We start from the raw sequence: 20519 nt of genomic DNA on the forward strand, positions 1-20519 counted from the left end.
GCACGATACAGTGCTGTCCAAAAAAAACACTTCAAAAAAACCTGACCGCATAAACGATCAGGTTTCATTGGTTATTTCGATTTTACTGTTCTGCTTTCTGTTTCGCAAGCCATTCGGTCAGATGAGTGATCTCTTCATCCGTGACACCTTGAGCGATGGCGTTATTGTACTGAGGAGGCATCTCGTTATAACCATCTTTAATGATGGTCAGAATCTCTTCCTGGCTGTGCTTGTCACCCACACCCCGAAGTGAAGGTCCACTTGCGCCCTTCATATCAGCAGCATGGCAGCCAATACATCCGGCCTTCTTGTACGTTTCCATTGCAGGATCATCCTGTTCCACGATCGCAACCTCTTCTTGCTGTCCAGGTGCATTGGAAACGGGTGGGAGCCCCTGTTCACGCCTCTCCAGCGCTTCTTCTTCACGTTGAATATGTTCAGGTTTCTGTCCACTTGCTTCCAACTCATGCTCGTAGTGCGTCCATGCTACATTCGTCAGGTAGAATACAGAAATGACCGACAATATCATCAGTGATGAAGCAATTGGGCGTTTATAGAAACGCCGCTCCTTGCCTGTATCCAGGAATGGTGCCAGCAGCAAAGCTCCAAAAGCGACTCCGCTGACCCCCAGTACCCCGAGCAGAACGTAATCGCCCGATGCGTATGGATACTTCAAGTACTGATACAGAAAAAGGAAGTACCAGTCCGGCATGGGAATTACGGATGCGCTCGGATTGGCCGGATAGCCTAAAGGTGCAGGTTCTGAGATCGTGAGAACCAGAATCCCCACCAATACAACGACACCAACCATCCATTCTTTCAGCAGGAAGTTGGGGATAAAGGCTTCTGATTTGCCGGGATACGCCGTGTAATCAGGAGGGGTAATGAAACCCGCCCCTTTACGGACCCGTGAATCACCGACAAAGATAACCTTTTCCTCATCATCCTTCTTATGTCCGTGAGCCATTGCGATTCCTCCCTTCTCAGTTTATAGTGGTCCCGAAATGCCCTGTCTGCGGATCATGATAAAGTGTCCGACCAGAAGCACCAGAAGCACAGCGGGGAGGAAGAATACGTGCAGGGCAAAGAATCGGGTTAGTGTCTGTGCACCAACAATCGTACCGCCTTGCAGGAATTCTTTAATAATCGGTCCCAGCCAAGGAACCGTATTGGCAATCTCCAGTGTTACTTTTGTTGCAAAATAGGCTTTGTTATCCCATGGCAACAAGTACCCTGTAAGCCCCAGGCCCAACATGACGAAAAAGATCAGCATGCCGACAACCCAGTTCATTTCACGCGGTGCCTTGTAAGAGCCTGTAAAGAACACACGCATCGTATGTAAGAACATCATTACGATAACCAGACTGGCTCCCCAGTGGTGCATGCCGCGAACAATTTGGCCGAAGGCTACTTTGGTCTGCAGGTACTCCACGCTTGCGTAAGCATTGATAATATCAGGTACATAATACATGGTCAGGAACATGCCTGACAGAATCTGAATAACAGTAATAAAGAACGTCAATCCACCAAAGCAGTACACGAATGCGGAAAAGTGATGAGCCGGATTTACATGCTCTGGAACTTCATGATCCGCAACGTCCCGCCAGATTGGCGTGATGTCAAGACGCTCGTCAATCCAGTCATAGACATTTTTAAACATCTGCGTTCACGCCTCCTAATTCACTCGGGTGTTCGGAACAATGTCGCCCAGATATACCCAACCCTGCTCTTCCTTGACTACATACTCATCCAGCGGTTTGGGGGCTACGGCAAGATTCTTCCCTTCCTTGTCATAGTGCGCGCCATGGCAGGGGCAATGATACTCATCAGGGTACTGCTTGTCACTATTCCAGCCTACTGTACATCCCAGATGTTTACAGATAGGTGAGAGTGCATAAATTTTACCCTGCTCGTCTTTGCGAATCCACGCCACTAACGATGCATTACTCAGATACCAACCATCCTGTTGTTTAAGTTCAAAGGTGAATTCTTGAGGCTCATTCGTAATTTTGCTGATTTCAGCTACTTTGACAGAGGTGCCTTCTCCCTTATGTTGCAAAATCGGGTCCACCGCAAAACGGACCATAGGAAGGATTGCACCGGCGGCCATGTAGGCTGTAGCTCCACCAAGCGTGTACGTCAAAAACTGCCTGCGTGACATCTCCATGCGGCTTGGCAATTTCAATGAAGCTTCGTGGTCATGCTCACTGCTCATACTGTCTCCAACCCCCTTTTTCAGCCAACTCTCTCAAACGTTTTCATTTTCATAAATTCCACGACTTACTAGAACATACATAATCATATAGTAGCCCTAGAACACCGTCAAGAATTTGTCACACATTTTTAAGGTTCAATTGTAAGCGTTATTAAAAAATTGTTGTAAAATTGTCACATTTGTCGCTAAAAACTATTTTTTCCACAACTCGCGTATCTTTTCCCCTACAAATCTCGCAATCCCTTCTTCTCCAACCTCATGAGTTAAAACAGACCGACTCAAAACCAGATCAGCAGCTGGAATTTCTACGCCATCCAAATGACCATCTGATGACATAATAACCACATATTTGAATCCCGAGGATTTAAGCTGTGCGGACAAGGAATTTAATGTCATTGACAATTCCGAATTAGCATAATGAAAGGCTGGATAAGTCATGATTCTCCCTTTGAAAGGAATTTCGACCAGATCCAGAAAATCTCTCAGCCGCTCCAACGCCTCGGTAGCTTCAACTGGCGACTGCTCACCGCTAAGAGCTGTGTATGGAATAAGGCATGTATCCAGATAGAGTTGCAGTTCAGCCCAGCTGTCTTGAGTCATCTCACTGAATTTCAATTCCCTATATCCCCTCTCTATCCATTTTATTCCCATATTATATATGACTATATCTTATAAATCCAGACATTCATTTTGGAATTACACATATCAAAAAAAAGGAAACACGCATCTGCGCATTCCCTTTTATCTCAGAAAGGATATATTTAGCTAATCAGTTTATGGTCCTCAGTTCATCCGTCAGACTCCGGAAAGCTACTTCGTCTCCGGTAGCTAACGCTTTATCGATTTCCAAATAGAGCTTCTCGCTGCGCTGTTTGCGAAGCGCTTCGTCCCACACCATCTCAGCTGCCAGCCCCAACATGACTTCATACGTAACTTTCATTTTATCCAATAGGATGCACCTCCAAAACGGATTTAAGAGCTCCTATATTCTTTTCCTTTGGTAACATAACCCAGTGAAGTTCTGGACATCCGCTCCAGATCGGCATCAGTCAGCTCACGTATCACTTTGGCAGGTGTCCCCAAAGCAAGAGTATAGGGCGGAATTTTACTATTCTCAGTAACAACAGAACCGGCTCCAATCAGCGTATATTCGCCAATATCGGCTCCATTCAGCAGAATGGCTCCCATGCCGATTAATGATCCTGTTCCAATACAACAACCATGAATGATCGCTGTATGTCCTACTGAGACATCATCTCCCACGATCAAAGGTTGATCAGTATTGACATGCCCGACAACGTTATCTTGAATATTACAGCGCTTTCCAATGATAATAGGAGCCAAATCAGCCCGAAGGACTGCATTGAACCAGACGGAAGACTCTTCTCCCATTCTCAAATCACCGATCAGTTTTGCACCTTCAGCCATATATACCGAAGGGTGTAACTGAGGTTGTAGACCTTTGTATGGAATTATCATTATTATCACTCCTTAATTTGGGAGTGATTTTAGCAACTTGTCCTTCACTTGTCAAACATAATAGGTGTAATGTCTCCTGAGATGGATCGACAGGATGCAGCAAGACGTGTGCCCCAGGCTGTCATTTGTATAGTCCTGCCTTCCTCATGTTCCCCAATACGGACCATGCCAAGATGCAACATCATTTTAACAATTCTGTTATCATAAATGGCCTCGGCCGTATCATAGTAAAACGGCTGAATGAACGGACCGATCTGACGAAACAGCGACTCGGCGGTTGACCATTCTTGGGCACATTCGCCTGTCCAATACACAATAGAGGACAGATTGGGAATAGCACCTTTATACAATCTTAACCAAAACCTAAATAGCTGTATCATTTCGGCTGTTTTCTCAGCTCCCAGCTTGTCTTCTCCAGCTGGTGATAACTTCAGCGTGCCTTGCTCCTCACGAACCAGCCGATGGTGAAATGCATAGTCGTAGAGAAGTGCGAAACGATCCGGGTAATCCTTGAAGGAACGGCCATATCCGAATCTCCATCCACCTTTGCCCACCAATTCCTCACTAATGTGCAGATGCTCCATAATCTGCTGTTGAGAGCGACGGTACATCATGCCTTCAGCGTTAAGGGCAATTTCGTGCTGCTGGACAAACTGCAGGAACAACTTGAGATCATCCGCTAAGAAATGATACTCATCCCGATACATGGGTGGTTCCGTTGTTTTGGTAATCCCTGCTCGCAGATGTGTGGATAACACATCCCTGAATCTTAATTTCAGATCCTGGGGTACCTGATACAAATACCTGGTCTGCTGCGTTGTCCCATTGAACAACCATCCACTCTTATTGAAGCGAACGATGAGATCACGTGGACTCGCGCCAGCCTCACTCTCCTTTTTGTCCATCGATTGACGGGCTATGGCAATGAGTTCTTCCATACCATAATACTGGCGAGGATCAAACAACAAGTTGTTCAAAAAGCGCTGATCTGCTTGATTCAGTTGACGTACCTGCTGCTCAAAAAAGGGTCTGCTGCCCAATGTAGTGAGAATACTCTGGATGAGTTCATGTTTGGAATTGGGCTTGCATTCACATTGGTAATAGTCTGCTATTCGATTAAGCTGGCCAATATCGGCAAAAGTAAGCATATCCGCTAGATTCATGGGTCCATCGCCTCGCCCGTTAACTACTTCGACTACTGATTCGGAGCCTGAAATAGTTTGGTTTTGTAAACATCGTTGACGGAATTCCCATAATCTAAACCTCTTTTTGGAAATCTTTTATGTTTTAAACCATACTATGCCCCGAGTTGGTCAATCAGAAGAAAAATGAGAGGTTTGAAATCATATAAAGTCTTTATTTCCCCATAAAACGCAAAAAAAAAAACAACCCAAGTTGGATTACTCAGGTTGTTTCGCTGTGTCCAAAGACAGATGTCGTGTGCAATTATATAACAGCGGACTCCAGTCATCACGTTCCTTTTCCAGAATCGTCAGTGACAGGTTTCCAATCCGTTCTGTATACCGATCTTTAAACAAGGCTGTTAACAGGTTAGCTAAGAAAGCTCCGTGAGTGACAATGAGTACGTTTTGGTCCGGATAGGCAGACCATAGATCTTCCAGAAACGCCAGTGCACGAATCTGGATATCCGCTATCTGCTCCTGTCCCAAGTCCAATGTCTCCCAGGCTTGGCCCCAACGAGCAACCCGTTCTTCTGAAGTCAGACCTTCAATCTGACCAAAAGCCCTTTCTTTCAACCGTGCGTCTGGCTCAAGCAAAGGTACATTCAACAGCTTGGAGATAATCTCCCCTGTTTCCTGTGCCCGCGATAATCCACTTGTGATGATATAGTCCCATTGGTATTCTTCCGTCAGCAGACGTCTTCCCAGGCGCTCTGCCTGTTCACGACCTTCTCCATTCAGAGGAATATCCGTCTGACCCTGTATACGGCCCGCCGCATTCCAGTCTGTAAGACCGTGACGAATAAGCCCGATTCGCACTTACATCCCTCATTTCTACACACGGCGAACGAAAGGTTATTACCTATGCACTCGCACCTTGTTTGCGTTTATTCGTTGTTCGATGCATACGTCCAAGAGAAAATAACGCCATTCCTATTGCAAGTAAAGAGAGGGCCATCCAATACTGCGGATAAGCAGGTCCCATGCTTACAACAAAAGGTTCTATGATACTTCCTCTGTCCGCTCCAGTCATGTTGTACTGATACACTCCAGAGGACGATGGTCCGCTTCCGGCAACCCCTGTCTCCAGGATACCCGTAGTAACAACTTTGGTTTGCTCAGCTTCTGATACGTCTGGCTTAAACATTGCCATATACAGAAAGCTGCATAAAAAAATAGCCAGGAACGCGGCAATCCACAAAGACATATGCTTGCGGATCACAGCAGAGAAACGATTAACCTTTGCCTCTTCCGGCAGTAGCCATGGAGACTCCGCATAGATCCGGTCCATAACGTTACGGTTCACTCTCTCTGCTTGTTGTTCTGTCACTGGAACCGGAATGCTGTGCAGCAAGATCTGAGCTTCTTCCCAGACCTCAAACTGCTCGGAGCACTCTTCACAACCAGCGAGATGAGCATGAAATGCAATCCGCTGAGGATGAGTTTCCGGCAAGTCCCAGACCAGTGCAAACAGTTCCTGGGCTTCATTGCAATTCATCGGTTCTTCATCCCTTCATATGGCTCGTACACCGGTTCGAAGAAATAAGGTTCCAATTGAGTTTTTACGCTTGATCTTGCTCTGAATAATAGCGATTTCACAGAACTGACGCTCTGCCCAAGAATATTCGCAATCTCTTGGTAGTCTAGTTGATCATACTCGCGGAGTATAATCGCAGAACGCTGCTTCTCCGGCAAATTGTTAATCGCATCCCTAACCAGCATCACCCGCTCGCTACGTAGTACAGCATACTCCGGTGTATTCTCCGAAGGAGCAACGGGAACAATCCCGCTCTCTTCAAGTGGGACATTTCCGCTGCGCTGTTTGCGAAGCTCACTCAGTACCGTATTTCTCGCAATGGTATATAACCAGGTTGAGAATGAGGCATCCACCTCACGGAAAGAGTGCAGACTGCGGAACGCCTTATAGAAAGTCTCAGAACAGAGATCTTCCGCAAGCAGCTCCATATTGGAACTTTTCAACATATGATATACGAAAGCCAGTATTTTACGCTGATAACGACTCATCAGCTCGGAATATAACTCCAGGTTACCTTCCTTGATCTCTCGAATCAACTGGGAATCCGTCATTTGAGTGCGACCCCTCCTCGCCCATCCATGTGCTTCTCCCCGTTCGACTCTATCCATGTATTACCGAACAGGCACAAAAAAGTTGCGGTTCTCACCGCATATAAAAAGCGTTCAGCGCCATAACTGGCCTTCCCGCCAAATTCCCCTATGTAATGGCAATTTCCCCAACGTTTCTACATTAACAGTATTTATTGTACAACGGTCTGCATCATCCTGGCAAATCCATTGGTATCTACAAAACCCGACCTGTCATTCATATGCGGTCATTTTCACGTTAATGACTTCATTTTGAGCCTTTTTGGTAACCCTTGCTTATATAGACGGACGACATACCGAAAAGGTTACAAAAATGTGATATTTATTTGATCTAAGGTATCCTAACAGATTAAGGAGGGAGATGTAAATAGAGGATATAAGCTTAAGTGTAACTATTAACATATCAATGCCTTTCCCATAACTTTTTAAGACAAAAAAAAGACCGCTTACATAAGCGGCCATTGCTCACGTGGAGCAATACAGTTATTGGATAGGAGTGGAGAGAAACCATACTGTACCCTTATTATATGTATACGTTTTCATTTTGTCAACACTTTCAGTAAAATTGTTTGAATTAATTATATCTTTCGGTAATTCAGGATAATACATCCTTTTTTTCTGTGACTGAAAATCAAATAACAACTCCAATATAACCTCACAAAAAAGAGGGCTTTCGCCCTCTTTCTCGTCTTATATCCACACTTGATAGCCTAAGGAATCCAATAACGTCTTGGCTCGTTCCATATCTTCTTCCTGACGGAAAGACAGACGCATAATGCCCGGCACATCCACCCGGTTCTCGATAATCTCCAAGTTGCTCAAGTTGATGTCATTCGCCCCAAGCTCAGTTGCGATCTTACCGATCATACCCGGTGCATCCTGGACATCAGTATACAGATCAAATAACGGCGAAATCATGCCTTTGCGTCGTTCTGGTAATATACTGCGGAACTCGCGGGCCTGACGGAATGCCTCTTCTATGCCTTCACCGTTCTTATGCTCCAACATATCCGTAAATGCCGTCATCTGGCTATTCCAGTCCTTAAGCAAGCCCAGCAGTACATCACGGTTGCTAAGCAAGATATCTCTCCACACAATCGCATCACTGGACGCAATCCGGGTAATATCCCGGAAACCACCTGCAGCCAGCATTTTATACAGTGGATTCGACTCATTATATTCACGCACCTGATTCACCAGAGCAACAGCAATAACATGTGGCAGATGACTAATCGCCCCCACGATGTCATCGTGCAGCAGAGGTTCCACACGCACGATCTGTGCCCGCGTATACGCAAGCAGCTCAGACAACCTGCTGTAGGCTTCCTCAGGTACATGTTCTGAAGGGGTTAAGACATAGTATGCATTCTCAAATAACACGGCTGAGGCCGCATCTACGCCTGCACGCTCCGACCCTGCCATAGGATGACCACCAATGAAGTAAGCGTCAGTCAACCGCACATGCTCGGCACAAGCGGCAATGGAAGCCTTGGTGCTTCCTACGTCCGTGATGATACATCCTTTTTTCAATGGCAGCTTGGAGAGTTTCTCGAAATAGGATTCTAACAAACCTACAGGAACGCACAAAAAAATAAAGTCGGCATCCTCTACCGCTTCTTCCAGAGAAAGCGTAGCATCATCCACTACACCGCTCGCTATGTACTTGTCCTTCAGTTCATCCAAGTGGGCGTAGCCCATCACGGTTACATCTGGCTTGCCTTTGAAGCAGAGTGCCAGTGAACCGCCGATGAGTCCTACACCAATCATTGCAATTTTTAGTTTCATGGGTCCTCACTCTTTCATCGCCAGTATTAAGGGCGTGCTACCGCCTTCTCAGCCAGCGTGTTCTCCAGTGCCGTGACAAATGCACGGTTCTGTTCTGATGTTCCGACGGACACACGAATGTAAGTTGGGTATACGTGGAATCCTGAGCGAACGATAATGCCTTGTTTGAGCAAGGATTGGAACGCAATTGCTGAAGGCATATTCAGATCAACCATAATGAAATTACCCTGTGAAGGGAAATACGACAATCCGAGCCGTGTAAATTCATTTTGCAGGTAATCCCGATCCGTTGCATTCCGCTTCGAGCACTCTTGAACAAAATCCTGATCCAGTAGTGCAGCGGTTGCCGCAACCTGTCCAAAACGGGAGGTGTTAAACGGTTCACGTACACGGTTAATCAAATCAATAATTTCGGGACGTGCAATACCATATCCGATCCGAAGCGAAGCCAAACCGTAAATTTTGGAGAATGTCCGCAGGATGACCAAGTTCGGATACCGTTCGATCAATGGTATACTTTGCGGGTATGCTTCATCGGTTACGAATTCATAATAAGCTTCGTCCAGTATGACCATCACATGAGCAGGCACACGGTCCATAAAGGCTGTAAGTTCCTGCTCGGAGATAATCGTACCTGTTGGATTATTTGGATTACAAACCCATACTGCTTTGGTTTTGTCGTTAATTTGCGCGAGCATCGCGCTCAGATCATGCGTGCCATCTTTCAGAGGCACTTCGATGGACACGCCACCCTCAATATCTGCATTGCTTTTATATACAGAAAATGTCTGATCTGCCATGATGGTCTCGTCACCCGGCAAGAAGAAAGCTCTCGTGATCAAAGCAATAATCTCATCGGAACCACAACCAAATATTAAGTTGTTCCGTTCAACGCCAAGATGCTTGGCAAGAACTCCCGTCAGCTCAACCGAGCTACCGTCTGGGTATATGCTTATATTAGTCATTTCTCTCGTAATGGCTTCCAGGGCGGCAGGAGAACTGCCGTACGGGTTTTCGTTGGAGGCCAGCTTGATGACTTGTTCAAGCCCCAGTTCACGTTTCACTTCTTCAATCGGTTTGCCCGGCTGGTACACAGGCAGATTGACAATCTGGGATTTCGGTTTCAACCCGACCGCCTCCTGTTATTGAAATAATGTTAGACACGAATCAGCGTGCACCTCATGCGTCCAAAAGATGTCCTTTCAGGACACCTCTATCCCTTTAATTGTGCCACAAAGTTGCGAATTTGCAACAGTCCCGTTGCACGCGTATCCGGATTTTCAAGCAGAGGAATCGCATCTTCCACTTGACGAACAATGGCACTACCTACAACAACGCCATCGCAGATGCGGGAGAAATGTGCCACCTGCTCATGACTGGAGATACCAAAACCTACCGCTACAGGGAGGTCTGTCAGACTTTTCACCGTCTCAATGAAGCTTTCAACGCCATCAAAGAAAGAAGCTCTCTCTCCGGTTACGCCAAGAGAAGATACACAATAGATAAAGCCACTCGCTCCCGTTACAATCCGCTCAATCCGTGCATTAGATGTAGGTGCAACAAGCGGCACCAGATGCACACCAGCACGATTTGCGCGTTCTCGCATCTCTTCCGCTTCCTCAATTGGCAGGTCCGGAATGATCATGCCACTAATATCGTGTTTGACCAATTCATCAAAGAATACATCCAGGCCTGTCTGCAATACCGGATTATAATAAGTGAACAGTACAAACGGCAGTTTCACACCTGCCTTACGAGCTTTTGCAGCGGTTTCCATCACAGTACGAATGGTAATCTGGCTTTTCAGCGCACGTTCGGAAGCGCGCTGAATGACTGGGCCATCTGCAAGCGGATCGGAATAGGGAACACCCAGTTCCAAAATATCCGCTCCAGCCTGTTCAAGCTCCTTGATGATATCAATCGTTGTGTCCACATCCGGGTCTCCCACGGTTAAAAATGGAATAAGTGCCGTACGATTCTGTTCCTTCAATTGCTGGAAGGTCTGGTCCATCAGATTCATCCCAAGTCACCTCCCGTGTATTTCATGATGGATTCAACATCCTTGTCTCCACGTCCCGACAGACAAATGACTACAATATCATTTGCTGTAAGTTCAGGCGCCAGTTTGACAACTTGGGCAACCGCATGTGCAGACTCCAGAGCAGGAATGATTCCCTCCGTCCGACATAGGAGTTGCAGGGCATCCAGTGCTTCCTGATCCGTGATCGGTACATATTTTGCCCGTTCAATATCCTTGAGATAGGAATGCTCCGGACCAACACCCGGATAATCAAGTCCGGCCGAGATGGAATGCGCTGGCTGAACCTGTCCATACTCATCCTGCAACAGGTAACTCATAGATCCCTGGAATACACCATGCGTGCCTTTGGTCATCGTTGCAGCATGATACTCGGTTTCGACCCCTTTGCCTGCGGCTTCAACACCAACAAGCTTCACATCCTGATCACCGATAAATGGATAGAACATACCGATCGCATTACTTCCTCCACCAACAGCGGCTACAATTACATCCGGCAAACGCCCTTCGATCTCCTGAATCTGACGACGGGTCTCATCACCAATCACACGCTGGAAATTCCGCACCATCATCGGATATGGATGAGGACCAACCACTGATCCGAGCACATAGAATGTATCCTCCACATTGCTGACCCAGTAGCGAAGCGCTTCATTACCAGCATCCTTCAGTGTCCGTGTTCCGGACGTCACCGGAATGACTTCTGCTCCGAGCAGCTTCATCCGAAATACGTTTAACTGTTGACGCTCTGTATCTTCTTCGCCCATAAATACTTTGCATTCCAATCCAAGCAATGCAGCTACGGTTGCCGTTGCAACGCCATGTTGACCTGCACCTGTTTCGGCAATAACTTTCTTTTTGCCCATCCGTTTGGCAAGCAAACCTTGTCCAATGGCGTTATTAATTTTGTGCGCACCTGTATGATTGAGATCTTCACGTTTCAGATAAATTTTCGGTCCGCCCAATCGGCGTGACAATTGCTCTGCATGATACAATGGCGTTTCACGTCCAGAATACTCGCTTAGCAGATAGTTCAGTTCCTTGTTGAATTCCTCATCTTCAGAGAAGTGGCTATATGCCTCCTCCAACTCTATGAGTGCGTTCATTAGTGTCTCAGGTACAAAGCGGCCTCCGAAGTGACCGAAACGCCCGTGTTGATCCGGCAATTGATGTGTCATGCCTGCTTCACCCTTTCTACGAATGCTGTAATTTTGGCAATATCCTTCACACCTTCAGTCTCCACGCCGCTGGATACATCGACGCCGAAAGGTGCATATGTCTGTATTAGTTGTTGTACATTGTCCGGCTGCAAACCTCCTGCAACGAACAGAGCAATTTCGCGACTTTTCGCCCATTCAGCATAGGCAGGGATTCGCTCCCAGGCAAACGTTTTCCCGGAGCCCCCTCCATATAGAGGATCATGGGTATCAAGCAATATCGCATCCACGAATTTATCGTAAGTATCAAGAGCCCTTATGGCTGCATCATCAGCTTCCGGTCCCGTTTCATCTTTGGGAAAAGAAAAAACTTTGAACACTTTGGCATTCCACCGCTGCTTCACCTGCTGGCAAAATTCCGCAGTCTCCTGTCCATGCAGTTGAATAACATCCAGCTGAGCAATGTCCATAATGTGTTCCAATTCTTCGAGCGTAGGATTCACAAATACACCCGCAAGCTTCGGCCGATCATAAGTAGACCATTCGAACAACACCGTTCTTAATGCAGCAGCCTGCTCGGGTTCGATTCGGCGGCGTGATTTGGCAAAAACAACACCAATGTAATCCACAGGCAAGTTTATCATCGATTTTAGCACTTCAACGTCCTGAAGTCCACATATTTTTACGGCCGCTGGCAGCGGGTTTCTCAGTTCTGACATACTGTCGCCTGTGCCATCGTGTATGGAAGTATTCATCATTTGGGTCCCATCAGATCATATACAGCCGCCTCGACATCATCCTTGCGCATGAGATGCTCACCTACGAGAATACCATGAACACCGGCCTGGATCAGAGGTACTGTTGATTCTGGTCCGTCAATACCACTTTCGCTAATCAAGGTAACGCCACTTGGAATCAATTCCATCAAATCCAGTGTTGTGTTCAGACTGGTTTCGAATGTTTTCAAATTACGATTGTTGATGCCCACAAGTGTTGCCTGCGGAATCTCCAATACCTGCTCCAGTTCTGTTCGATCATGGACTTCAATCAAGGCATCCAGCCCCAAACTTTTGGCGAATTCCAGATATTGACGAATCTGTTCAGGTGTCAGAATACTGGCAATCAGCAATACCGCGTCCGCACCCAGTAATCTTGCCTCGGCAATCTGTCGTTCATCTATAATAAAATCCTTGCGTAATAGCGGAATGTTCACTGCTTGATGGATTGCCTGCAAGTACTCGTTGCTGCCTTGAAAATACGACACATCTGTTAATACGGAGATGCAGTCTGCACCCGCTCGTTCATAAGCCGCAGCAATCTCTACCGGATGAAAATCCGGACGGATCAATCCTTTGGACGGCGAAGCCTTCTTCACTTCAGCAATAAGGCCGAGTTTGCGATTGCGTCCGCTTGATAATGCTTGTTCAAACCCCCGGGTTGCGGGTAGTTGTTCGATTTTTTGGATAGCTTTATCCATGCGAAATGTCTGTGCCAGAACTTCAACTTCTTTATGTTTGGTTGCAACGATTCGATCAAGATACATGACTGTACGCCTCCGTTGTATGAATTAACTGTTCAAGCTTCCCGGCAGCTTTGCCCGAATCTACCGCTTCTGCGGCAAGTGTCACCCCTTCAGCAATGCTATCTGCAAGACCGGATACATAGATGCACGCTCCGGCGTTCAACAGAACGACATCACGATAGGCACTCTGCTCACCCTGGAAGATCCTCTTAATAATTTCGGCATTCTGTGCCGCATCTCCTCCAAGTACCGCTTCAAGCGGATGCAGAGACAATCCCATGTCACGTGGATCAATATCATAGGTGTGCACTTCGCCATTGCGAAGTTCAGATACCTGAGTTGGTGCCGAGATACTGATTTCATCCAGACCATCATGGCTGGCCACAACCAACGCTCTTTTGAGACCAAGACGATTCAGTACTTCAGCAATCATCGGCGTCCGGGAACGATCATACAGGCCAAGCAATTGGCGATCTGCTCCCGCAGGATTCGTTAAAGGTCCGAGCATGTTGAAAATGGTACGAACACCCAGCTCTTTTCTTGGTCCTGCCGCATGTCGCATGGAAGGGTGATATACCTGGGCAAAACAGAAGCAGATTCCGATATCATCCAGACATTGTCTGGCCTGCTCCCCGTTCAGATGGATATTTACACCGAGTGCCTCTAATACATCTGCACTACCCGCTTTGCCTGAAGCTGAACGGTTGCCATGTTTGGCGACCCGAACCGAGACGGCCGAAGCAATGATCGCGGATGCTGTGGAAATGTTGAATTTGTGAATACCCGATCCACCTGTCCCACAAGTGTCCAGCAATCCGCTGCCATCCGTTAGAATTCGTCCGCCCTGACCACGCATGGCTTCAGCAAAACCGGTGATCTCATCCACCGTTTCCCCCTTCATCCGCAGCGCCATCAGCAAACCTCCGATTTGAGCCGGCGTTGCCTCACCTCTCATAATCGAGTACATCAAATCTCTTGCTTCGGCTTGCTCCAGATGGCTGCCCTCTAGAATCTTCGCCAGGCCATTCTTCATGCCTTCCTCACGAGTAATCTCAGCAATGGGGGTTACAGGGTTCTCATTCATTATTGGGTTTATGTTCATCTCCGGTCTCTCCTCTCTCAGTTCTTAGCGGCCGCTGGTGTGACAAAGTAGTCTGCATTCGCCAGTCTCAACGTGCTGTCCTTTTCTTTGGCGGGAAACATTGCTTCTGCTGTTCGAATCGCTTTGAGCAATGCTTTAGCTTTGTTAACTGTTTCCTCATATTCATTCTCAGGCACAGAATCCCATACGATTCCCGCTCCAGCCTGTACATATGCTTTTCCTTTTTTGAAAATAATCGTACGAATCGTAATACAGGAGTCCATGTTACCCGAGAATCCGAGGTATCCGATCGCTCCTGCATAGGCACCCCGTGCCTCTTTCTCCAGTTCCGCGATAATCTCCATTGCTCGCAGTTTCGGTGCTCCGGATACGGTACCCGCTGGCAAGCAAGAGAGGAATGCATCGAAGAAATCCTTGTCTTCTCTAAGCTCGCCCGTAACGTTGGATACCATGTGCATAACGTGAGAATACCGTTCAATCTCCATGAACATGTCACACTTCACACTGCCGAAGCTGGATACCCGGCCCAGATCGTTACGCCCCAGATCAACAAGCATCAGATGCTCCGCGCGTTCCTTCTCATCCTGGAGCAGATCAGCAGCGAGTGCACGATCTTCCGCTTCTGTTGCCCCCCTTGGACGTGTACCTGCAATCGGTCGTGTCTCCACACGATTCCCGTCCACCTTGACCAGCGCTTCAGGCGAAGTACCAACAATAATCTCATCATCCATTTTGAGGTAGTACATATAAGGTGATGGATTCAGGGTCCGAAGCACACGATACACGTGAAGCGGAGAAACTTCCGTATCAATGTGGAAACGCTGGGACAATACCACTTGAAAAATATCACCTGCGCGAATGTAATCTTTGGCTTGCTCCACATTACCGATAAATTGTTCCTTCGTGAGGTTGGAGCGAATATCCCCCAGTTCCACGTCTCCCGGAATAGAACGCGGATTCAGGTTCTCCCCTGGTCCTTGCTGCTGCAAACGTTCTGCGGCCTGCTCCAGCTTCTCCGAAGTCACTGCATACGCTTGACGTATCTCGTCATCCGTTGCACCATCTTTGATGTGTACATTCCCGACGAGCAACATCTGCTGCTTCACATGGTCAAACACGATAATCTGGTCACAGAACATAAAACGAATGTCATCCATATTCAGGTCATCCAGCGCGTGAGCTGGAAGCTTCTCATAATAGGACAGCAGATCATATCCAAAGAACCCAATTGCTCCACCTGTGAATGGTGGCAGTTCATCATCTTTTGGACTGCGATACTTACGCAGCAGTGCTTTCAGTTCTTCGATCGGTTTGCCTGGCAATTCACGAGTCTTCCCTGCTTCTTCTACAACGATCCGGCCTTTCTTGGCCGAAATCATCAGGAACGGATCTGTACCGATGAACGAGTATCTCGCCCATTGAATACCACCCTCTACACTTTCCAGCAGGAATGCCCGATCGTTGTCAGCATAACGGCGGAATATTCGAATCGGAGTCTCCATATCTGCCAGAATCCGCTTGACTACCGGAATCAGATTATACTCATTCGACATTTTCAGTACTTGATTAACGTTTGGCGTTATCATCAGATCACGTCCTTTCAGATTTATATAAGTTCAACTAAAGAGGTTACACTGAGCACTCCAATGACAGAACAACCTTCCGATCGCTGTTATCCCCAGATTTTTTGATTTCTTTTCTAAAGGGAAAATCCGGTGATAAATGCGAACGCTCCGCTTCTTCACGTTATTTCTGTCCTCTCCGTTTTGGTGTAAAAGTTTAGTTGAACTTATAGGGGTAGAAGAAAAGGGTATATGTACAAAAAAACCTCTACCATCAGGTAGAGGTTTGGTTATAAGCTGTATTTAACAGGGTGATGCTTCATAAATAACAAGTCTCTATACTTCGCTGTCGGATTATTCACAGGTCGCTGAATTGATGCATCTCACATCATCCAATTCGGGAAAATAAATCAGTTATAACACTTCAACTACTCATTCCAATATTTTTGTAAAATATAGTAGAGTACATTGATTGTGTTTGTACCAAAATATATTAAAACAAAAGATGTCCTATGACACGTTTGTTTTCCCTGTTCCTGTTACCTATTCCGTAGCACGACGTACCGTGAATCAGTTGACCGGTTTCTGTTGCCCCGGTTACCACCCACTGGACTCTGCTATATACTCCACTAGCTCAGCTGCTCTCAGCTCAATCTCTACTCTACTCAACTGGTTCTCACTATACATCATTATGATCGGTTTGACAACCCACTACTTAAGAGCCAGAAGGTGCTGCCAAATCCGGACGTAATGCCTGTGCACCGTTCAGATACACATGGTTGATTTCATTCTGAGCTTTGTTTGTATTGACATGCACCATGAAACGAATGCACTGCGCCAAGGCACCTTTAACAGGAACCTCCAGTGCACACATTAGTGGTACGAGTTCCCAGCCATCCAGTTGGCGAATAGCTTTTGCCGGGAATGCAGCATCCAGATCCCCAGTTAACGTAATCCACACACTGCAGATATCTTCCGGTTGGATCTCATTACGATCCACGATCTCCTGCAACAATACAGCCGTTTCCTTCAAAATCTGTTCTTCGTTGTTCTGCGTGACTGTTGTAGCCCCGCGAATTCCCCGTGTGACCATTGCTGTTATTCTCCCTTCCTGAGCATTTCAATGACGTCCCGAACTGCCGACACAGGTACGTCCTTCACAATTCTTGCAGCCCCAATCCGATCAGGAATGATAAACACCATATGACCTTCACGGAACTTTTTGTCATGCATCATCGCTTCCATTAATGCATCCGTGTCGAGATGTGCAGGCATCGTTGTTGGAAGGCGAAGTGAACGCAGCATGCGGACCGTATCTTCATATAGCCCTGCTGGCGCACCAAGCTTCTCACCAAGCAATGCTGATCCAGCCATACCGATCGAGATCGCTTCTCCGTGCAGGAATTCTCCATAACCGGCAATCGCTTCAATGGCATGACCAATCGTATGTCCCAGGTTCAACAACGCACGTTCTCCATTTTCACGTTCGTCTCTGGATACAATCTCTGCCTTAATACCACAACCGCGCTCCAAGCCGTATCCCAATGCTTCCGGATTAAGCGCAAGCAACTCCTCCGCATGCTCCTCACACCAATGTGCAAAAGCCTCATCACGGATCAGCCCGTGCTTCAGCATCTCTGACAACCCTGCCGAAACATCTCGTGGCGGCAAGGATTGAAGTGTGTCCACATCATAGAGTACAAGCTCGGGCTGGTGGAATGCACCGATCATATTTTTGGCCAGCGGATGATTGACAGCCACCTTGCCGCCTACACTGCTGTCATGCGCCAAAATCGTTGTAGGTACTTGAACAAACTTGATTCCTCGCATATATGTAGCAGCAACAAAGCCAGCCAGATCACCTACGACACCACCACCTAGGGCCAGAATCGCAGAACTCCGATCCAGTTTGCCTTCGATCGCAACGGTCATCATATCCTGGTACACCGAAAGAGATTTCGATGTTTCACCAGAGGGTACAACCGCAGATACGACTGTATAACCAGCCGTACGCAGCGTTTGCTCCAAACCTGACAAGTATTTGGGAGCCACATGTTCATCTGTAATGATGAGTAACGGACTTTTTTTGGTCAAGCCATATTGCTCAAAATATTGAGGGGCTTGTGCCAATAGACCGCTGCCAATCAGAATCGGATATGAGCGTTCCTCCAACTGTACCGTCAGCTGACGCATATTAGTAATTCTCCAGTTGGGCGTTATAGCTAGCAACATTAGCACGGATCTCTTCCATGGAATCCCCGCCGAATTTCTCCAGGAATGCTTTGGCAATTTCCCACGCTACAACATGCTCCATAACGACACTCGCTGCTGGTACAGCACAAGCGTCCGAGCGCTCAACCTGAGCAGTAAATGCTTCTTTTGTATCAATATCAACACTTTGCAGTGGCTTATACAACGTTGGGATCGGCTTCATTACACCACGTACAACGACTGGCATACCGTTTGTCATACCACCTTCGAATCCACCCAGACGGTTGGTTGCCCGGTGGTAGCCGCGCTCATCCGTATGCATGATTTCATCATGTACCTGTGATCCCCGAATGACTCCGGCTTCGAATCCGATACCAATCTCTACACCTTTGAATGCATTAATGGACATTACGCCTTGAGCGATTCGTGCATCCAGCTTGCGATCGTATTGAACATAACTACCCAGACCAATAGGTACACCTTCAACGATACATTCCACTATTCCTCCGATGGAATCGCCTTCTTGTTTAATCTGGTCGATGTAGGCTTCCATCTTCTTCTCTGTCTCAGCATCCGTAACACGTACAGAGGAAGCTTCTGTCACAGCGATCAGTTCATCAATCGGAAGGTCCTGATACGGAGCTTCGATCTCTCCAATACGAAGTACACGTCCAGCTACCTTGATTCCGAATTCAGCCAGGAATTGACGTGCAATGGCGCCACATGCCACACGTACCGTTGTCTCACGTGCACTGGAGCGCTCCAGTACGTTACGCAAGTCTTTAAGATTATACTTGAGTCCACCGTTCAGATCAGCGTGTCCGGGACGTGGACGATGAACGCGACGTTTCTCTTCGTCACTGCCTTCAATCGGCTCAATATTCATAATATTCTGCCAATGTTTCCAGTCGTTATTTTGAACAACCAGCGCTACCGGAGCACCTGTTGTATATCCGTGACGGATACCACCAACAAAATTCGCCTGATCCTTCTCGATCTGCATCCGGCGTCCACGGCCATATCCCTTTTGGCGGCGGTGAAGCTGGAAATTCAGTTCTTCAAAATCAATCGTCAAATTACTTGGCAATCCTTCAATAATAGCGGTCAATTGGGGTCCGTGCGTCTCCCCTGCGGTTAAATAGCGTAAACTCATAATACGTTCCCCCTTTAAACTGTTAAACTTCACATTGCTAAAATCCCATAATTTCTTTGCTTATTATAGTATAGCTGACCGGCTTTGACAAGAAAGTCGGCTCTTTCTTGTACTTGGTATACAAATAACCGCCTGAAGCACATGTACATGTGCTTCAGACGGCTCAACAACCATTATCATTATTTTTTCCGATAGAAGAATGTCTCTGCTGTCTCCAGACCATATTGTCCCGGGGAGAAGATCTGCTCCGTACTACCCACAAACAAAATACCGCCTGGACGCAAACTTGCTGCAAATTTGTGATACAACAGGTTTTTGGCTTCCTCGGTAAAATAGATCATGACATTTCGGCACACAATCAGATCGTACCCATCGTCAAAACGGTCCACCAGCAAATTTTGTTTCATGAACTTGATTGAATTTTTGAGTTGCTCATCAATACGGTATACCAAGCCATCCTGCTTGAAGTAACGGTTCGCCGTTTCCTTTGGCACATCCTTAAGCGAGCGTTCCATATAACGCCCTTCCTTGGCTTTGGCCAATGCACCTTCATCCAGATCACTTGCCGTAATGGAGCTGTCCTTCAAAATGCCCATCGTGTCCAAGATCATGGCAAGTGTATAAGGTTCTTCACCTGTTGAACAGGCTGCACTCCAAACTTTAGCACGACGCTTGGACCCCAGCAGCTCAGGCAGGATCTCGTCCCGCAGCACTTCCCAACGATTGGGATTACGCCAGAATTCCGACACGTTAATCGTCATACGATCAAGGAACTCGTAGAACAATGATTTATCTTTCTGCATAGCTTCAAAAAAGTTAGAAAATGTATGAAACCCGTTTTTGTTGCGAAGTGTGGTCAGCCTTCTTTTCATCTGGCCTTCCTTGTATTGAGCAAGATCAATGCCTGTGCTCTCTTTGATTTTACGAATGAATCCGGTGTAATCCGGGTCTAGTAGTTGTTCTTGCTCCAGCATCGTGTATCACCCTTTT

The 20519-nt window shown here is 47.0% G+C and carries 22 protein-coding genes; all 22 read right to left on the reverse strand.

What is annotated here, in order from left to right; genetic code table 11:
* Nucleotides 1-82: 82 nt before the first annotated feature.
* Nucleotides 83-967 (reverse strand): menaquinol-cytochrome c reductase cytochrome b/c subunit, encoded by an 885-nt coding sequence (locus MHI12_RS18960; protein ID WP_237174715.1) that lies wholly within the window; start codon nt 965-967, stop codon nt 83-85.
* A 21-nt stretch (nt 968-988) separates the two neighbouring features.
* The gene (gene qcrB / locus MHI12_RS18965; protein ID WP_017687726.1) at nt 989-1660 is read right to left on the reverse strand and encodes a menaquinol-cytochrome c reductase cytochrome b subunit; all 672 of its coding nucleotides are present in this window, start codon (nt 1658-1660) and stop codon (nt 989-991) included.
* A 15-nt stretch (nt 1661-1675) separates the two neighbouring features.
* Nucleotides 1676-2215: a ubiquinol-cytochrome c reductase iron-sulfur subunit gene (locus MHI12_RS18970; protein WP_036607648.1), complete on the reverse strand. Its 540-nt coding sequence runs from the start codon at nt 2213-2215 to the stop codon at nt 1676-1678.
* A gap of 192 nt (nt 2216-2407) precedes the next feature.
* Nucleotides 2408-2830 (reverse strand): DUF2487 family protein, encoded by a 423-nt coding sequence (locus MHI12_RS18975; protein WP_405170051.1) that lies wholly within the window; start codon nt 2828-2830, stop codon nt 2408-2410.
* A gap of 154 nt (nt 2831-2984) precedes the next feature.
* Complete coding sequence (locus tag MHI12_RS18980; protein WP_017687723.1) at nt 2985-3164, reverse strand: IDEAL domain-containing protein; 180 nt, start codon at nt 3162-3164, stop codon at nt 2985-2987.
* A gap of 23 nt (nt 3165-3187) precedes the next feature.
* The gene (locus tag MHI12_RS18985; RefSeq protein ID WP_036607653.1) at nt 3188-3694 is read right to left on the reverse strand and encodes a gamma carbonic anhydrase family protein; all 507 of its coding nucleotides are present in this window, start codon (nt 3692-3694) and stop codon (nt 3188-3190) included.
* 44 nt (nt 3695-3738) lie between these two features.
* Entirely contained in the window at nt 3739-4857 is a 1119-nt protein-coding gene (locus MHI12_RS18990) for a hypothetical protein (RefSeq protein ID WP_405170052.1), read from the reverse strand.
* A gap of 237 nt (nt 4858-5094) precedes the next feature.
* Nucleotides 5095-5694 (reverse strand): histidine phosphatase family protein, encoded by a 600-nt coding sequence (locus tag MHI12_RS18995; protein ID WP_074095634.1) that lies wholly within the window; start codon nt 5692-5694, stop codon nt 5095-5097.
* Nucleotides 5695-5737: 43 nt separating this feature from the next.
* Nucleotides 5738-6373, reverse strand: coding sequence for a hypothetical protein (locus tag MHI12_RS19000; protein ID WP_341008031.1), 636 nt, complete (start codon nt 6371-6373; stop codon nt 5738-5740).
* Nucleotides 6370-6963 carry an RNA polymerase sigma factor gene (locus MHI12_RS19005; RefSeq protein WP_036607662.1) on the reverse strand — a complete coding sequence of 198 codons (594 nt, stop codon included), beginning with the start codon at nt 6961-6963 and terminating at the stop codon, nt 6370-6372. Before MHI12_RS19005 ends, MHI12_RS19000 begins: the two co-directional genes overlap by 4 nt.
* A 726-nt stretch (nt 6964-7689) precedes the next feature.
* A complete protein-coding gene (locus MHI12_RS19010; protein WP_017687717.1) occupies nt 7690-8784 on the reverse strand; it encodes a prephenate dehydrogenase in 1095 nt (364 codons plus the stop codon).
* Between the two features lie 26 nt (nt 8785-8810).
* On the reverse strand, nt 8811-9911 hold the full coding sequence (gene hisC / locus MHI12_RS19015; RefSeq protein WP_405170053.1) for a histidinol-phosphate transaminase: 1101 nt from the start codon (nt 9909-9911) through the stop codon (nt 8811-8813).
* An 86-nt stretch (nt 9912-9997) separates the two neighbouring features.
* On the reverse strand, nt 9998-10804 hold the full coding sequence (trpA, locus tag MHI12_RS19020; RefSeq protein ID WP_076328309.1) for a tryptophan synthase subunit alpha: 807 nt from the start codon (nt 10802-10804) through the stop codon (nt 9998-10000).
* Nucleotides 10801-12000 (reverse strand): tryptophan synthase subunit beta, encoded by a 1200-nt coding sequence (trpB, locus tag MHI12_RS19025; RefSeq protein ID WP_047843556.1) that lies wholly within the window; start codon nt 11998-12000, stop codon nt 10801-10803. The genes trpA and trpB overlap by 4 nt, the downstream gene beginning before the upstream one ends.
* Nucleotides 11997-12698: a phosphoribosylanthranilate isomerase gene (locus tag MHI12_RS19030; protein ID WP_076210319.1), complete on the reverse strand. Its 702-nt coding sequence runs from the start codon at nt 12696-12698 to the stop codon at nt 11997-11999. Before MHI12_RS19030 ends, trpB begins: the two co-directional genes overlap by 4 nt.
* Nucleotides 12699-12733: 35 nt before the next feature.
* A complete protein-coding gene (gene trpC / locus MHI12_RS19035) occupies nt 12734-13522 on the reverse strand; it encodes an indole-3-glycerol phosphate synthase TrpC (RefSeq protein ID WP_405170054.1) in 789 nt (262 codons plus the stop codon).
* A complete protein-coding gene (gene trpD, locus MHI12_RS19040) occupies nt 13512-14552 on the reverse strand; it encodes an anthranilate phosphoribosyltransferase (protein ID WP_091034830.1) in 1041 nt (346 codons plus the stop codon). The genes trpC and trpD overlap by 11 nt, the downstream gene beginning before the upstream one ends.
* Before the next feature lie 68 nt (nt 14553-14620).
* A complete protein-coding gene (gene trpE / locus MHI12_RS19045) occupies nt 14621-16189 on the reverse strand; it encodes an anthranilate synthase component I (protein WP_405170055.1) in 1569 nt (522 codons plus the stop codon).
* Nucleotides 16190-16880: 691 nt separating this feature from the next.
* Nucleotides 16881-17258: a chorismate mutase gene (aroH, locus tag MHI12_RS19050; RefSeq protein WP_047843558.1), complete on the reverse strand. Its 378-nt coding sequence runs from the start codon at nt 17256-17258 to the stop codon at nt 16881-16883.
* 5 nt (nt 17259-17263) lie between these two features.
* A complete protein-coding gene (gene aroB, locus MHI12_RS19055) occupies nt 17264-18358 on the reverse strand; it encodes a 3-dehydroquinate synthase (RefSeq protein ID WP_047843559.1) in 1095 nt (364 codons plus the stop codon).
* Nucleotide 18359: 1 nt separating this feature from the next.
* On the reverse strand, nt 18360-19529 hold the full coding sequence (gene aroC, locus MHI12_RS19060) for a chorismate synthase (RefSeq protein ID WP_017687707.1): 1170 nt from the start codon (nt 19527-19529) through the stop codon (nt 18360-18362).
* A gap of 179 nt (nt 19530-19708) precedes the next feature.
* Entirely contained in the window at nt 19709-20503 is a 795-nt protein-coding gene (locus tag MHI12_RS19065) for a protein-glutamate O-methyltransferase CheR (RefSeq protein WP_047843560.1), read from the reverse strand.
* Nucleotides 20504-20519: the final 16 nt, after the last annotated feature.

It is taken from the genome of Paenibacillus sp. FSL H8-0280 (assembly GCF_045040665.1).
Taxonomy (GTDB): domain Bacteria; phylum Bacillota; class Bacilli; order Paenibacillales; family Paenibacillaceae; genus Paenibacillus; species Paenibacillus xylanexedens_A.

Coding starts and splice junctions, on each gene's coding strand:
- MHI12_RS18960 (WP_237174715.1), bottom strand. CDS start 967: ATGGCTCACGGACATAAGAAGGATGATGAGGAAAAGGTTATCTTTGTC.
- qcrB (WP_017687726.1), bottom strand. CDS start 1,660: ATGTTTAAAAATGTCTATGACTGGATTGACGAGCGTCTTGACATCACG.
- MHI12_RS18970 (WP_036607648.1), bottom strand. CDS start 2,215: ATGAGCAGTGAGCATGACCACGAAGCTTCATTGAAATTGCCAAGCCGC.
- MHI12_RS18985 (WP_036607653.1), bottom strand. CDS start 3,694: ATGATAATTCCATACAAAGGTCTACAACCTCAGTTACACCCTTCGGTA.
- MHI12_RS18990 (WP_405170052.1), bottom strand. CDS start 4,857: ATGAATCTAGCGGATATGCTTACTTTTGCCGATATTGGCCAGCTTAAT.
- MHI12_RS19000 (WP_341008031.1), bottom strand. CDS start 6,373: ATGAATTGCAATGAAGCCCAGGAACTGTTTGCACTGGTCTGGGACTTG.
- MHI12_RS19005 (WP_036607662.1), bottom strand. CDS start 6,963: ATGACGGATTCCCAGTTGATTCGAGAGATCAAGGAAGGTAACCTGGAG.
- MHI12_RS19010 (WP_017687717.1), bottom strand. CDS start 8,784: ATGAAACTAAAAATTGCAATGATTGGTGTAGGACTCATCGGCGGTTCA.
- trpA (WP_076328309.1), bottom strand. CDS start 10,804: ATGAATCTGATGGACCAGACCTTCCAGCAATTGAAGGAACAGAATCGT.
- trpB (WP_047843556.1), bottom strand. CDS start 12,000: ATGACACATCAATTGCCGGATCAACACGGGCGTTTCGGTCACTTCGGA.
- MHI12_RS19030 (WP_076210319.1), bottom strand. CDS start 12,698: ATGTCAGAACTGAGAAACCCGCTGCCAGCGGCCGTAAAAATATGTGGA.
- trpC (WP_405170054.1), bottom strand. CDS start 13,522: ATGTATCTTGATCGAATCGTTGCAACCAAACATAAAGAAGTTGAAGTT.
- trpE (WP_405170055.1), bottom strand. CDS start 16,189: ATGATAACGCCAAACGTTAATCAAGTACTGAAAATGTCGAATGAGTAT.
- aroH (WP_047843558.1), bottom strand. CDS start 17,258: ATGGTCACACGGGGAATTCGCGGGGCTACAACAGTCACGCAGAACAAC.
- aroB (WP_047843559.1), bottom strand. CDS start 18,358: ATGCGTCAGCTGACGGTACAGTTGGAGGAACGCTCATATCCGATTCTG.
- aroC (WP_017687707.1), bottom strand. CDS start 19,529: ATGAGTTTACGCTATTTAACCGCAGGGGAGACGCACGGACCCCAATTG.
- MHI12_RS19065 (WP_047843560.1), bottom strand. CDS start 20,503: ATGCTGGAGCAAGAACAACTACTAGACCCGGATTACACCGGATTCATT.